Below are 13,716 nucleotides of genomic sequence, written 5' to 3' on the forward strand. Positions count from 1 at the left end.
GAACGGGCCACGCTCCCGTGCGAGCGCGACCTTCGGCCTGGCACCGACGAAGGCCTGGACAGCCGCACCACCTCGGGCGACGTCCAAGGCGGGAATCGGCCCTTCCGGGCACGGCCAACCGGACCGCCGCCTCCTCCGCCGCCTCCTCCGCCGTCTCGACCACAACCCGCGACCACAGGCCCGGCGTCCGCCGATTCCACCGGGCCCGCGCCGACCGCCCACCACCAAGCCGCCACCAGCAGAAGCCGTCTTCACCCGTGCCAACCTCAGCGGCGCCATCCTGAGAGAAGCCACCTTCAGCGACCAACTTCACCGGCGCCGACCGGCTCCAGCCGAACGATCCTCGCAGGCGAACACCCGCCAAGCCCGCCGTACACGCATGCTGGCGGACACCACGCGCACGGACCGCGCCCGGGCCGGTACAGAGCGGGGCGCTCTTGCAGAGCATCCCCGCCGCACACGCTCTCAGCTGCCGCGTCGGGCACGCCCCGGCCACCCGCGAGGGCCGGTGACGCGCACCGGGGGCATGGTGGCCCGGAGAGGGCTTTGGCCGGTACGGCGGTTGAGGGCTGCAAGGGTGTGGAGGTCAGCGACGACGGGATAGTCGAAGGGCAGCGGGCGGGGTCCCACCTGATCCGGTGGGGCGGGGAACGAACCGGTCGCGTCCTGGCGGGAGAGCAGGTGGCCGACCGCGGCCGCTGTGGCGTGAGGGGGGCCATGGCGAGCGATGACGGGCAGGGCCTGGGCGGTGGAGAGGGCGTCGCTGTCGGAGTCGGGCGTGCGGCCCCATCCTCCGTCTCTGTGCTGGGTGGCGAGCAGTCGTGCCGTCGCGCGGACGGTCGCGGCGGTGATGCGTGGGAGGTCGGTGCCGGGGACAGCGCAGGCGGCATCCAGGGCGTCGACGGCGCGCAGGATGACGCTGGATTCGCTGAGGGTCCAGCTGGGGTCCCAGGTGCCGTCGGGGTGTTGGGAGTCGAGGATGAAGCGGGTGGCCGCGGTGATGAGGCGGGTGTGGGCGGGCCTGTGGGGGATGAGGGCGAGGACGGCGCCGGCCGTCATGTCAAGGTCGGGGTCATCGCCGTGGAGCCAGGTGGGGAATCCGCCGTCGGGGCCGGCTCTGCTGGTGAGGTAGGCGGCGCCGCGGTGCAGGTGGTGCCGGTAGCGGTGCGGGGCGAGGGCGTTCAGGAACTCCATGCAGCGGGTGGCGGTGTCGACGTCGCTCTGCCGGATTCCGCTCGCGAAGGGCCAGCCGCCGTCGGGTGCCTGCCAGGCAGCGACGAACTGGCCCATCCGGGCGGTGTAGCGGCGCGGGGCCGGCCTGCCGAGGAAGGCAAGGCCCGCGACCGCTGACAGCCAGACGTCCTGGCTGTCGAGGAACGGCACCCCGCCCTCTGGATCGCGGGTCAGCAGCAGGCCGGTCACGGCCTCGCCGATCAGCTGGTGGCCGGGGCGGTAGGACTGCAGGGCATGCAGGCCCAGCAGGTGGGTAGCAGCACTGGACTCCCACGCCAGTCTCCCGTCGGACTCGTCCAGGAGGTGGGTCAGGTGGAAGCGTTCACCGGTGGAGATCGTATGCGGGGAGCCGGTGGCGTGGGAGTACAGGACGCGCACGGCCAAGAGGTTGACGGTGGTGAAGCTGGACAGTGTGCCGCTGCCGGGGGCGGGGGTGTCCTCGCTGCTGAGCCGAAGTCCGCCGAGCGCGTGGAGAACGGCATGCAGCATGCTGCGTTTGAGCCGTCCACGACCGCCGGCAGAGGTGACGGTCGCCGCATCGCCCACCACCGGCTCTGCGGCGTCGGCGGCGTCGGGCGGCAGGGTCTCGGGGCGCAGGCAGGCGTCGATCAGCAGCGCATCGAGCGGGTCCGCGCCACACCGCCGCTGTTCGAGGTGGGCGGTCAGCTGTTGCTGCTCCTGGTGGTGGGTGTCACGTGCGCGGAGCAGGGCCAGAAGGAGGGCGGATTCCAGAACGCGGCCCGCGCAGTGGTCCGTCACCGCTCCGCCCGCCGCCACCGCCAGGGACAGCCTGCGCTCCAGCCGGACAACCGCCGCCTCCACCGGATCGGCGGCCGGACGGCTTGTCGGGCGTTGGGCGGGCAGCGGCGCACGGTAGCGCTGCGACTCGTGCTGCCAGGTCACGGCGCCATACAGGAACGTGCTGATCAGCTCGATCCGGTCGCCTGCGGCGGCAATGTGCGGGCTCGGGGGCTGCGTCTGTGTGCGGGCGGCCGTGTCGAAGTCGTCGAGCCGGTCCTCGATCATCGTCCGGGCGATCGCCGCCGCCTCGCCGCGGTCACTGGCCCGCTCCCGGGCCAGTACATCAACGAGACCCACCTGGCCTGCCCGTTCGGTGGCGGCGTCCGCCAGGTCGTTCGTCCACGCGATCACATCGGCACAGATGTCACGCAGGACGTCCGCCTGCGGGTACTCGGGCAGGAACCGCTCCGCGACCAGAAGCAGCGGCAGGACCGTGATGGTGCGGCGCCGCAGCCGCACATACTCCCTGAGGGAGGGAACGAAGCCGCTCTCCCGCCAGCGTGCCTCTTCGCAGGTCGCCTCCGCGAACGACGCATAGGCGGCGGCGAAGCGCTCGCGCCACCGCGGCGCGGTTCCCGCGGCCGTACGCCCCCAGAGGTCTTGCAGCGCGGCGACAGCCGGCGTCCTGGGCGCCGTCCCGGGGCCGGCGCCGGAAGTCACCGCGACCAGCGGTGTGAGGGCGGCCTTCGCCTCTGCGGGCGACGCCGGTTCGGGGCCCTGGTCGAAGCCGTCGTCCACCAGCGCGATGAACGCACCCCAACAGGCCAGCAGCTGCAGCTCCGTCGCGGTGGCACCCGGAGCCACGAAGCCGGCCATCCGCCCCTGGCCCATACGCGCCAGCCGCCGCGCCTCGTCCGCGCCTGCTACCAAGCCCCAGCGGCTCGCCCACTGCGCAGCCCCGCGCTCGGCCACATGCCACCACGGACTGCACGTTCCCCACCGCGCCGGGTCGTCGGCCATCCCCATCCCGAGCAAGCCCTCTCCACCCGGCCGTGACACCGGTAGTCGCACCGCCCGCCGCGCGCCGGACATCTCGCCTCCCGAGTCTCCGGGCTCTGGCCGCATACGGCCAGCCCCGTCACGGCAGACCCTCCAAACGAGTGACAGACAGCCTCACAGGAGGTTGCGCTCAGCGGTCACCAGAGAGCTGTCCCGGTCGCGGCGACCCCGCCCCGGCGTCCGTGGCCGGGACCAGACCCGACCCACCGCCCACCGCCCACCGCCACGCAGCGACCGGCACTCGAAGCCAGCCGGCAGCCTGACCCTCGTCGAACACCTCACGCACCGAACGCACCTCAAAGCCTCGGGACCCGGGCCCTGCGGAGCCCGGCCCACAACCGGAGATGGCCACCTCAAACCGCCTGCACCAGCAGAGCAGCAGCTGGATCCCCGACCGGGACGACGTGAACACCGCGACGAACGGCGACTCGCGCTGGCCGTTCCCCGGACGCCGGGCCGGGCAGCCGATGCACCCCGACGCCCTCTCGGCTTTGGTCAACGACCTCGGCACCCCCACCGTCACCAGCCGCGTCTACGCGTCCGCGAGCACGTCCTGCAGATGCCCGCCCCTGTCGTCGCCGACGCCCTCGGCTACCACCAGGTCACCATCAGGCTGGACCCCAGGAAGAACTGACGACATTTGAGTAGGCGAGTTCACCAGCGATCGGGGTGCCTTGACAGGCAAAGTGATTAGCTGCCATATTATCTGCATGACGAAGGACGGCATCGATGGCGAGGCACCCACGCTGGACCAGGCCAGGCGGCAGGTCGAGCACTACGGCCTGGAGGTCGATCCGCAGGCGGTGCTGGTCGCGGTGCGGCTGATTTCGGCGGGCGCGAGGGTCGGCCGGGCGGCCGAGGCGCACTTTGCCAAGTTCGGCCTGTCGACGGGGCGCTACCGCCTGCTCGCCGACCTCGAAGACCACGGCGGGGAGAAGTCACCCTCACGCCTTGCACTCGACCTCGGCGTCTCCAGGGCCACGGTCACCGGCCTGCTGGATGGCCTTGAGCGCACGGGCCTGATCGCCCGCCGCCCGTCCACGGAGGACGGCCGGGGCACGGTGGCCGTCCTGACCGCGCGCGGTGCGCAGCACCTGCGTGACATGGCGTCCGAGCATTTCGGGCGGCTGGAGGCGATGGTGGGCGGGCTTTCCGCCGAGGAGCGTGCGGTGTTCCTGGATCTGCTCGCCCGTGTGGTGCGCGGCAGTGCGGCCCTGGCCGCTGACTGACCCGGCTCTCAGCTGGTTTGGCCCCGCCCTCCGGGTAGGGCCTTTTTTTCCGACGTAATAGTTAGCTGCCTAATTACATTGGCGGAGTAGGCCTGCCGCTCCCCGCCACAACCCTTCGCTTCCCTCGCACGAACCAGAAAGAGGCCAGCATGTCCGCAACGAAGGACAGAACCAGCCGAAACCGGGCAGCCTCCCGGCCGTTCATCCTGTGGCGCGAGGTGCTGACCGCCTACGCCGCCCCCGCGCTGATGGCCGGTACCGCCGGAGTCGTCACCGGGCAGCAGGACCTGGCCGTGGCCGCCTGCACCTCCATCGCCGGCACCTCCGCCGTGGTGGCGTTCCTGGCCGGCACCTGGCTGCGGCACGGCGGGCAGCCCCGACGGTGGACCACCACCACGCCGCGCGTCGCCCTGACCGCCGCACTCGTCATCACCGCCGCCGGCACGGCGGCCCTGCTGGGATGGTTCACCGCCCAATGGCTACCCGCCCACACCCCGATCCCCGCCACCCCGTGGCTGGAGCGCCTGCGCATCGACCTGCCCGTCTCCGCAGCCCTCGCCACCACCATCGTCACCCTGCGCTGGCGCAGCACCGCCGCGGCATCCCCGATATAGCCCACCCCGGCACCGGACCCACCCACCCCACGAGCCCAAGCCCGACCGAGCTCACCCCGGCAGCACCCGCCGCCGGGAAGTCACCAAGGAATGAGCACACGATGATCGTTGTCATGGGAGCGACCGGAGCAACCGGGAACGCCCTGCTCCACAGCCTCCTCACACTCGGCACACCCGTCCGCGCACTGACCCGCACCCCGCACAGGCCGATCCCCGGCATAACCGGCGCACACCAACCGCCCGTTGAGGTCCAGTACGCCGACGCCACCGACCCCCGCTCCCTGCGCACCGCCTTCAAGGGCGCCGGCCAGCTCTTCCTCGCCATGGCCAACAGCCCCGCACAGGTCGAACTCGAAACCCGCGTCATCGACATCGCCGCCCACTCAGGCATCGGACACATCGTCAAGGTCTCCGCACCCGCCGCCGAACCCGACTCCCCGGTCGCCATCTCCCGCGGTCACCACGCCGTCGAGGAACACCTGCGCGCCAGCGGCCTCACCCACACCATCTTGCGCCCCTACGCGTTCATGCAAAACCTCCTGCGCCTGGCCCCCACCGTCGCCCAGGGCATCATCCTCGGCACGATGGGCGACGCGCCCTGCAACTACATCGACTGCCGCGACATCGGCGATGTCGCCGCCGCTGCCCTCACCAGGCCCGACATCGTCGGCGGCACCTACGCCCTGACCGGACCCGAAGCCGTGGCCTACCCCGAACTCGCCTCACGACTGACCACACTGACCGGCAACCAGATCCGCTACGTCAACCTCACCCCGGACGAACTGCGCGACAACCTCATCCACAACGCCCATATGCCCACCTGGCTCGCCGACCACGTGACGGAGATCCAGCAACTCGCCATCGCCCGGCCCGAAACCCCCACCACCACTGTCACCGACATCCTCGGCCGCCGGCCCCGCACCGTCGACGCCTTCCTGCACGAACACCACGCCCACTTCCGCCGATTCTGACTTCAGCTCGTTGGGGTGAATCGTGGTGAAGCCCCTTCCGGGGTCTGTCAATCGCGGAATTGCAGGTCCGCGCGCTGGGGGTAGCCGTTGCACCGAATCGGCGACCTGCGAAACTGCCGCTTGCGGGTGCCCGGCGTGCCCGGGGCGACATCCCATGGCGAGGCTGCCGCTCCTGAAACACCGAGGTCAGGGCATCAAATGCACTCTCCTCAACCGACCGCAGTCGATTCTCACGATCCGTCACCACCGGATGGGAGACGGAGCCGTTCGTTTGACAGACCCCCGTCGCGTACACCGCCGCCCTGCCGTATCTGCGCGAGCGGCTGTACGCGGCATAGTGACCTGCGGCCGGTGCGGCGCGCTCACGGCCGGCCGGGCAGCGATGCGGAGGCCAGGAGCTCCTCGGCGGCACCGCTGATGAACCGGCGGGTGCTGTCCGGGTTCAGGGCCTGGGCCTGAAGGTGGTCGTACATGGCGCTGAAGTGCCGCACGTCGGATCGTTTCTCCAGGTAGAGGTCGCTGGTAAACCGTTCCAGGTACACCGTGGCGGCCCCGGCTACGTCTGCCTCGAAGTGGAGGATGGAGAACTGTCCCGAGACGCCCGGGTGGGCCCCCACGTCGTGCGGGAGGACCTGCACGGTGATGTGTGGCTGCGCGCCGAGGTGGTTCAGGAACTCAAGCTGCTCCCGCATGATCTCCGGGCCGCCGACCACGCGGCGCAGTGCGGATTCGTCCAGCACAACCCATAGGCGGAACGGGCGGGCCGGGTGGTGGGCCCGGTGCTGACGGCGCAGCCGGACCTCAAGACGCGTGGCGATCTGTTCAACCGTGGCCAGAGGGATCGTTTCCTCGATGACGGCGCGGGCGTAGGCGGGCGTCTGCAGCAGGCCGGGGATCACCAGGGACTCGTAGGAGCGGATCGAAGAGGCTTCCGTCTCCAGGCCGATGTAGACGGCGTACGGGACCTCGCCGCAGGCGACCCACCAGCCTTGACGGTCCGCTTCCGCGGCCATCCGCATCAACGCGTCGACGACCTGCGGGTCTGTGACTCCGTAGAGGCCGCACAGGTCCCGCACATCGCGGGGCTTGATGGTGCGGCGGCCGTTCTCCAAGTGACTGATCTTGGGCTGGGAGATCAACAGCCGCTCGGCCACCTGCGTACTCGTCATGCCACGGGCCAGGCGGAGCCGACGCAGCTCCGCACCCAACCGACGTCTCCTGACGGTGGGGTTTCCATTCACCGCCACGGGCGGTCCACCTCCGGCTCGGGGCTCTCTACCAGCCGCGGGAATGCCACGGCCGGGCCCGGGCGAACGCAGCCGCCGTGCAGAAACGTTCATTGAGCCCTGCAGACGAGTGTCGCGCTGCGCGAACGGAGCCGCGTGCACAGCCCAGGCAGGATTCACCCAGACGCCACGATCTCCCACCCATCTGATGGAAAAGCCCGCTTACCTGAAGAGTTCCATGTGCGGGATTTCGCCAGGAGTGCGGATTGGGGCCTTCGCGCCGCAAACACGTCGCAGCGGCAGGCCGGACAGTCAGGGCGTTGCGCGAGGAGCGGGCCGGGCTGCTAGAGCCATTTGTTGCTGCGCAGGGCCCGGTAGACGACCGTGCAGGCGGCCACTATGAGCACCCAGACGGCCGGGTAGCCGTAAGGGGGCTTCAGCTCGGGCATGTACTCGAAGTTCATGCCGTAGATGCCGACGATCATGGTGGGGACAGCGATGAGGGCGGCCCAGGCGCTGATGCGGCGCATATCGGCGTTCTGCTGGACGCCGAGCTGGGCGATGCTGGCGCTGAGCATCCCAGTGATCAGCTCATCGAAGGACAGGATCTGCTCGCTGACCCGCTGGTGGTGGTCGGCCACGTACCGGAAGTAGGCGGCCACCTCACTCGGGATCTGCGGGATGGTACCTTCGCTGAGGCGCTGTAGCGCAGATGCCAAGGGCATGACGGCGCGCTTGAGCTGGTATATGCGCCCGGCGTCGACGGGGCGGTCGAGGGAGAAGACCTCGCTCTCCAGGGTGTCGACGTCGCCGGAGAAGGCATCGGCGACTTCGACGTAGCGGTCGACGATCCTGTCCGCGACCGCGTGGAGAACAGCGGCAGGGCCGCAGCCCAGCTGCCGCGGGTCGGCTACGACAGAACCATCTTCGTCTACCGGGCCGCACTCCATGACCCGGCCGTCTTGATCTGGTCCGCAAGGCGATCCGGCGCGGGCCCTCAACACGGGCCACCGGCGCACGCGGGGCAACGGCCTCCGCAGCTCAGAGGCAACCGCACGGCGACTTTTGGGCTTACCTCGGCGCTACCCCAGACGAGGCGTGCCACCACCAGATCGGACCCCGTCTCGCCATACGCTCTTCAGCGAAGTCCGGTCAAGGAGCTGGGCCTACTCGGGTTCGGGCGTGGTGGCGATGAGGATCTGAGCGGCCCCGGTGATGTTGTCGGCCCGGACGGCGCGGGCCATCGCTTCGCGGGCGGCGTCGGCCGTGGTGTCCGGGGGAACCACCAGCAGGGCGAAGTGGTCGTTGTGGCCGCGGGTGATGAGAACGGTGTCGTCGCCGACCGGGTCGGAGTCGAGGTGCACGACCTGGTCGTTGATGACCAGGCGGGTGGGGAGGCCGTTCCAGGCGGATGCGTCCACGCCGACCCGGGTGATGGGTCCGAGGTGCTCGGTCAACGCGCTGATCAGCGCGGGCAGCTCGGCCTCGATGTCGCGCGTGCGGGGCCACCACGCGCCGTCCAGGAGCCCCTCCCGAGACTGCGTGGTCTCCAGCCGCAGCAGCGCCGTGCCAGGTTTGAGTACCTGGTGGATCGCATCCGGCAGGAGCAGGGGGAACCTGTCGGGAATGCCGGAGTCAGCCATGTGGATCCGCCCGTCTACGGGGGTGCAGCTGCGCCTCGTCGCAGGTCCGAACCGGTACCCGGCCTGCGGCGTACGCGAGCCCGCCCGTCGTTTCACGGTACTCCCGCCGCCCGCACCACCGCTCTTCACCGCGCCTCCGCCGGAAAATACCTGGTCACACCGGCCATCGCCCATCGAGCAGGCGTACAGTGAAAGGACCGGAAGTACTTCGCGCACCCGCCGCGGGTGTCATTTCCGGCGATCGCCTAAAAACCGGACTGCCGACGGGCAGTCCGGGGGCAGGTCCGCATCATGACCAGCACCACCGACCGGACCGCGCCCGGCGAACTCGCCGGAGAGCTCCCGGCACGCTTGTCCCTCACCCCGAAGACCACCCTCGCCGGCCAGCTGGACGGTGCCTGGTGGCCCTACTCCCGCGACCTCGAAGCCGAGCTCCCACCGCTGGCTGCTGCCCTAGAGGAATGCTGGGGTCGCATCACGCGCGTCACCGTGAGTCCCACCCGCTGGCCGGTCGTCCCGCATACCGTTGCGGTGGACGGGCGCGTACTGCACGTGGGCTGGTTCACCGAACAGGACCCCGACAAGCTGATCCTGCTCTCCCACACCGTCGGCCGCTGGGACCTCCTCGTCATCCCTCCCGAGACCACGCTCGCCTCCGCAGCCCGTCTGATGGCCGCCGCAGCGATCCCCGGCAGCGTACTCACCGCCGGCGTCCTGATGGCCAACGAAGCCGTCATCGGGCGCGGCATGCGGGACGTTCAGCGCCAGGAGATCGGCTGGGAGAACGAAGGCGGGGCCTGCATGTCCCCCTACGGGAGCCCGACGGACCGACGAGCCCACCCGCTGCCCTGAAGCCCCCTGGAGGTGAGCGACATGGAGACCCTCGTTCTCATCGCGGTGATCATCCTCGCGACCGGTATCGGCATACGGCTGGTCCACCTGCTCAACGCCCAGCACGACGCCCGGATCGAGACCTACCGCTTCAGCGACCCCCTGCCGAGACCTCCTGGCCTACCCGACGACACCGGCCGTCGGGCCCACCACACGGGTGTCGGCCGGTGAGCAACAGACCTTCTCTCCGACCCGGGGCAGCGGGTGGGGCGCCACGGCGCCCCACCCGCAGGCATCTCGCCCACTCCGAAAGGGAACACGCCCACGTGAAATACATCGACACCCATGCACTGCCGTCGCTCGGGCACGCCGAGGTACGAAGCCGTCGAAGGTAACCGCCTCCTCGGTATCACCGGAGCACAGCTGCGACGCGACCTCCACGTATCGGAACAGGACCTCGCCGCCGCCTGCACCTACCTGGCGGGCGAAGGACTGATCACCGTCGACATAGCCGCGTACACCGCAAACAGGTACGCGACGGCGGCCACGTCGAAACCGGCCGTCTGATACCCCACCGCGTGGAACCCGATGCCGGCCAGCACGGAAACCGGAGCCCGGCGGCCAGCGGCGGGCACCAGGCCACCGCTCACCAGCAGCACGTAGCCGAGCAGGTCGAGGCCCGTGACGGAGTGCTGCCCGGACACCCCGGTGACCAGCAGCGCCGCCGCTACCCCGATGGCGATCAGCCAGTCTTTGCCCCCGGTACCGAACGGAACCGTCCTTTGCTCATCCGCGCACCGTAGCCGGATGCCGGGCGTGAGCGAGTCCTGCTCTCGGACGACGGGACGACTACTGCGCACGCAGTACCTTCGCGGCGCCTGCCGCGTCCGCCATAGCCGGATGCGGCACCGACGGCAGGGCAAAGGGCCAGCGTCTGCGGGACGACCTGCGGTGGGTCTGACCGGCACAGCCCTCGGCGGCCGGGCCGTGTCCCGCTCCCGCTGCGCCGGCTGATGGGCGCGCATACGCGAGTTCGGGTCCGCCGCAGTCACGCGCGGCGGGCGGTCAACGCGCGGCGTACCCCGAATACAACGGCGCCGGCAGCCAGGACTGCGGTGCCGGAGATCACCGAGGAGGCCGGAAGGGCGAAGGCGAGGACGAGGCAGCCGGCCAGCCCGACGACCGGGATGATCCGCGCCGGTCGGCCCTCGTCCGGGGAGAGCGTCCAGGCGGAAGCGTTGGCGATGGCGTAGTAGGCGAGCACCCCGAAGGAGGAGAAGCCGATCGCCCCGCGTACGTCGGCAGTCGCCGCGAGCACGGCCACGACGGCGCCGACCACAAGTTCTGCGCGGTGCGGCACCTTGGATTTCGGGTGCACTGCGGCCAAGGCATGGGGCAGGTGCCGGTCGCGGGCCATCGCCAAGGTCGTGCGCGATACCCCGAGGATCAGGGCGAGGAGCGAGCCGAGCGCGGCCACCGCGGCGCCCATCCGCACGACCGGTGCCAACCAGTCCGCCCCTGCGGCCCGTACGGCATCCGACAGCGGAGCCGTAGCGTCCGCCAACCCCCGCGGGCCCAGCACGAGCAGGACGGCAACTGCCACGGACGCGTAGACCACGAGTGCGATGCCGAGAGCGAGCGGGATGGCCCGGGGGATGGTGCGGGCGGGGTCGCGGACCTCCTCGCCGAGGGTGGCGATGCGGGCGTAGCCGGCGAAGGCGAAGAAGAGCAGGCCCGCAGACTGAAGTACGCCGCCGAAGGTCGCGTCGTCACCGATGCCGAGCCGGGCGGTGTCCGCGGCGCCGGAGGCGACCGCGGCGACCACCACCGCGGCCAGCGCGGCCAGGACCACGGCGACGATGACGCGGGTGAGCCACGCAGACTTCTGGACCCCGGCGTAGTTGACGGCGGTCAGCGCCACCACGGCCGCGACCGCGACGGCGTGCGCCTGGCCGGGCCATACATACGAGCCGACGGTCAGCGCCATCGCCGCGCAAGAGGCGGTCTTGCCGACCACGAACGCCCATCCGGCGAGGTAGCCCCAGAACTGTCCCAGCCGCTCCCGCCCGTAGACGTAGGTACCTCCGGAGGCGGGGTAGCGGGCGGCCAGGCGCGCCGAGGACATCGCGTTGCAGTGCGCCACCACCGCGGCCAGCGCCAGGCCGAGCAACAGCCCCGACCCGGCGGCACCGGCCGCCGGAGCCAGGGCAGCGAAGATCCCCGCCCCGATCATCGACCCCAGACCGATCACCACGGCGTCGAACACACCCAGGTGCCGCTTCAACTCCCCCGCGCCCGCAGACCCCGACACCGCACCCATCACGCGCTCCCCAACCACACTCCGGCAGATGTACCGGCGCACCGTATAGGAACAAGGTGACGGGACGGGTGAGCGAGGAACTCCTCCTCCAGACGAGCGGACCGGGCCGCTGGCCGTCGCTCTGATGTCGCCTGGCGTGGGATCCGGGTGATCCTGGACGCCGCCCGCGCATCTCACGAAACAGGCCCTACCTGATGCCAACGCCCGGCCTTGCCAACGCACAGCACGGAGCCTGGGCCAGCCGCCTACGTGTCGCGTCGGCCGACCCTCGTCTCGAGCATCCACAGAGTGCCGCGCTCAATCGTGAACTCGATGTCGCACAGGTCGTGGTGGTGCGCTTCCAACTGCTCCATGTAGCTCCGCAAGCGCTCGAACGAGGCCGGGTCCAGCGTGGCCAGCTCCTGGAGCGGCAAGGTGGTACGGACGCCCGAGACGATGTCGTCGCCCTGGGCGTTCGGCAGGTACTCGCCGTACAACCCGGGACGCCCAGTGGTCGGATCACGGCTGAACGCGACGCCGCTGCCGGAGTCGGATCCGAAATTCCCGAAGACCATGCTCTGGACGGTGACCGCCGTTCCACGGTCGTCCGGGATGTGTTCGCCGTGCCGGCGGAGGCCGGCCTGCTCGCCGTTCCACGGCCGGAATGCGGCGAGGATCGCCTGCCGCAACTGCTCGGCCGGATCCTGCGGAAACGCCCTCCCCGTGCGTTCGAGAATGAGGTCCTTGAACGTTTCGACGACCCGGATGAGGTCGCAGGCGTCCAGATGGGAGTCGTTCACGACGCGGTGCTGCACCTTGATTCGCCGGAGCACGTCTTCGAACAGTGAACTTTCGACGCCCATGACCGTGCTGCCGAACATCTGCACAAGACGGCGGTAGGAATCCCATCCGAACCTCTCCCGTCCGGGCACCTTGGCCAACCCGAGCACGGACAGGTCGTTCAGGCCGATGTCCAGGATGGTCTCCATCGTGCACGGCGTGGAGCGCCCCGCCCCCGCCCTGACCGACAGCAACAGCGGATTGTCCACCTGCCCCAGCCGCTTGCCGGCAGCCCGCTCCAGCGCAGCCAGGTGCTTGCCGATCTCGCGGTCCAAGCCTTCCGGCGGCTCGCCGGTGGCCAGGTAGACACGGCAGGCCTCGGCGGTGATGGTGAAGCCGGGCGGAACGGGCAGGCCCATGCACGCCATCTCCGCAAGGCTCGCGCCCTTGTCTCCGAGGAGATCGGCCAGGCCCCGGCCGCCCTCGGTGAAGTCGTACACGTAGGAGCCCATGTCCTCCACCAGCCTGTTCGACGATGCGCTGTCCTCTCGGGGCACAGACGCAGCCGCGGACACTCGTCTACCGTGCGGACGCACCGCCGGAACACATGCCGCGCCACCCCCTCTGTTTCCGCCTGACTGTCCGAATCCGCCTCCGGAAGGGGCCGTTCGGCCCTCCCGAGGGGCAGTGAGCCCGTAGGTTTCCATGCTTCCGCGCAGGTCCTGCTTGCCGGGGCCGCGGCGAAGACGGCGCCCCGCCGCTCGCGTTCCAGGCGGAGGTACGGGCTCAGCTCTCTCCCGGTCCCCGCCGGCCTTGACCTGTCCCGTGCGCACGCAGTGCGGTCAGACGCTGTTCGTACTCTTCTTCGTCGATCTCGCCCCGGGCGAACCGTTCGGCGAGCACCTGCTTGGCGGAAGGAGGAACCGAGGGCTGCGCCGGTGCCGAGGGGAAACGCTCGACGCCGCGGAGGAGAAGAACGACAACCGCAACGGCCAGGGCCACGAGGAGGACCATGCTGAACGACATGGCGACCCAGCCCCATCCGCCCATTCCGTGGCCGTACCAGAACATGGCTCACGCTCCTGTTTCG

Annotated in this window: 12 protein-coding genes and 1 pseudogene; 5 read left to right on the forward strand and 8 right to left on the reverse strand. The window is 70.3% G+C overall.

Annotated elements, in window-relative coordinates; translation table 11 throughout:
* Window positions 1-465: 465 nt before the first annotated feature.
* Window positions 466-2,850, reverse strand: coding sequence for a prenyltransferase/squalene oxidase repeat-containing protein (locus EES41_RS01035; RefSeq protein WP_216827229.1), 2,385 nt, complete (start codon window positions 2,848-2,850; stop codon window positions 466-468).
* Window positions 2,851-3,743: 893 nt separating this feature from the next.
* Here EES41_RS01035 and EES41_RS01040 point away from each other — a divergent pair.
* The 3 genes from EES41_RS01040 to EES41_RS01050 all read left to right on the forward strand — a co-directional run bounded on the left by EES41_RS01040 (window position 3,744) and on the right by EES41_RS01050 (window position 5,847).
* Window positions 3,744-4,262 carry a MarR family winged helix-turn-helix transcriptional regulator gene (locus EES41_RS01040; RefSeq protein WP_123074803.1) on the forward strand — a complete coding sequence of 173 codons (519 nt, stop codon included), beginning with the start codon at window positions 3,744-3,746 and terminating at the stop codon, window positions 4,260-4,262.
* Window positions 4,263-4,411: 149 nt separating this feature from the next.
* Complete coding sequence (locus EES41_RS01045; protein WP_123074805.1) at window positions 4,412-4,876, forward strand: hypothetical protein; 465 nt, start codon at window positions 4,412-4,414, stop codon at window positions 4,874-4,876.
* 101 nt (window positions 4,877-4,977) lie between these two features.
* On the forward strand, window positions 4,978-5,847 hold the full coding sequence (locus EES41_RS01050) for an NmrA family NAD(P)-binding protein (protein WP_123074807.1): 870 nt from the start codon (window positions 4,978-4,980) through the stop codon (window positions 5,845-5,847).
* Between the two features lie 362 nt (window positions 5,848-6,209).
* Here EES41_RS01050 and EES41_RS01055 read toward each other — a convergent pair whose 3' ends face one another.
* From EES41_RS01055 to EES41_RS01065, 3 genes are all read right to left on the reverse strand, one after another.
* Entirely contained in the window at window positions 6,210-7,094 is an 885-nt protein-coding gene (locus EES41_RS01055) for a helix-turn-helix transcriptional regulator (RefSeq protein WP_123074809.1), read from the reverse strand.
* A gap of 323 nt (window positions 7,095-7,417) precedes the next feature.
* Window positions 7,418-8,023, reverse strand: a complete 606-nt coding sequence (locus tag EES41_RS01060) for a magnesium and cobalt transport protein CorA (protein ID WP_123074811.1) — start codon at window positions 8,021-8,023, stop codon at window positions 7,418-7,420.
* 216 nt (window positions 8,024-8,239) lie between these two features.
* Window positions 8,240-8,716: a DUF5994 family protein gene (locus EES41_RS01065; RefSeq protein ID WP_123074813.1), complete on the reverse strand. Its 477-nt coding sequence runs from the start codon at window positions 8,714-8,716 to the stop codon at window positions 8,240-8,242.
* Window positions 8,717-9,007: 291 nt separating this feature from the next.
* On the opposite strand from EES41_RS01065, the gene EES41_RS01070 reads away from it, so the two are divergent.
* Together EES41_RS01070 and EES41_RS01075 are read left to right on the forward strand one after the other, a co-directional pair.
* The gene (locus tag EES41_RS01070) at window positions 9,008-9,568 is read left to right on the forward strand and encodes a DUF5994 family protein (protein WP_123074815.1); all 561 of its coding nucleotides are present in this window, start codon (window positions 9,008-9,010) and stop codon (window positions 9,566-9,568) included.
* A 21-nt stretch (window positions 9,569-9,589) separates the two neighbouring features.
* On the forward strand, window positions 9,590-9,778 hold the full coding sequence (locus tag EES41_RS01075) for a hypothetical protein (protein ID WP_123074817.1): 189 nt from the start codon (window positions 9,590-9,592) through the stop codon (window positions 9,776-9,778).
* 242 nt (window positions 9,779-10,020) lie between these two features.
* On the opposite strand, the gene EES41_RS44080 is transcribed toward EES41_RS01075, so the two are convergent.
* The 4 genes and pseudogenes from EES41_RS44080 to EES41_RS01100 all read right to left on the reverse strand — a co-directional run bounded on the left by EES41_RS44080 (window position 10,021) and on the right by EES41_RS01100 (window position 13,697).
* Window positions 10,021-10,407, reverse strand: a complete 387-nt coding sequence (locus tag EES41_RS44080) for a hypothetical protein (protein WP_367995812.1) — start codon at window positions 10,405-10,407, stop codon at window positions 10,021-10,023.
* 188 nt (window positions 10,408-10,595) lie between these two features.
* Entirely contained in the window at window positions 10,596-11,867 is a 1,272-nt protein-coding gene (locus EES41_RS01090) for an APC family permease (protein ID WP_123074820.1), read from the reverse strand.
* Between the two features lie 254 nt (window positions 11,868-12,121).
* Window positions 12,122-13,138, reverse strand: a pseudogene (locus tag EES41_RS01095) (PEP/pyruvate-binding domain-containing protein); the annotation flags it as partial.
* A 274-nt stretch (window positions 13,139-13,412) separates the two neighbouring features.
* On the reverse strand, window positions 13,413-13,697 hold the full coding sequence (locus EES41_RS01100) for an SHOCT domain-containing protein (RefSeq protein WP_123074822.1): 285 nt from the start codon (window positions 13,695-13,697) through the stop codon (window positions 13,413-13,415).
* Window positions 13,698-13,716 lie beyond the last annotated feature (19 nt).

This window comes from Streptomyces sp. ADI95-16 (genome assembly GCF_003721495.1).
GTDB lineage: Bacteria > Actinomycetota > Actinomycetes > Streptomycetales > Streptomycetaceae > Streptomyces > Streptomyces goshikiensis.

Bases quoted from the DNA above. Each gene is read 5' to 3' on its own strand.
- EES41_RS01035 (WP_216827229.1), bottom strand. From the start codon at position 2,850: ATGGCCGGCTTCGTGGCTCCGGGTGCCACCGCGACGGAGCTGCAGCTG.
- EES41_RS01040 (WP_123074803.1), top strand. From the start codon at position 3,744: ATGACGAAGGACGGCATCGATGGCGAGGCACCCACGCTGGACCAGGCC.
- EES41_RS01045 (WP_123074805.1), top strand. From the start codon at position 4,412: ATGTCCGCAACGAAGGACAGAACCAGCCGAAACCGGGCAGCCTCCCGG.
- EES41_RS01050 (WP_123074807.1), top strand. From the start codon at position 4,978: ATGATCGTTGTCATGGGAGCGACCGGAGCAACCGGGAACGCCCTGCTC.
- EES41_RS01060 (WP_123074811.1), bottom strand. From the start codon at position 8,023: ATGGAGTGCGGCCCGGTAGACGAAGATGGTTCTGTCGTAGCCGACCCG.
- EES41_RS01065 (WP_123074813.1), bottom strand. From the start codon at position 8,716: ATGGCTGACTCCGGCATTCCCGACAGGTTCCCCCTGCTCCTGCCGGAT.
- EES41_RS01070 (WP_123074815.1), top strand. From the start codon at position 9,008: ATGACCAGCACCACCGACCGGACCGCGCCCGGCGAACTCGCCGGAGAG.
- EES41_RS01075 (WP_123074817.1), top strand. From the start codon at position 9,590: ATGGAGACCCTCGTTCTCATCGCGGTGATCATCCTCGCGACCGGTATC.
- EES41_RS01090 (WP_123074820.1), bottom strand. From the start codon at position 11,867: ATGGGTGCGGTGTCGGGGTCTGCGGGCGCGGGGGAGTTGAAGCGGCAC.
- EES41_RS01100 (WP_123074822.1), bottom strand. From the start codon at position 13,697: ATGTTCTGGTACGGCCACGGAATGGGCGGATGGGGCTGGGTCGCCATG.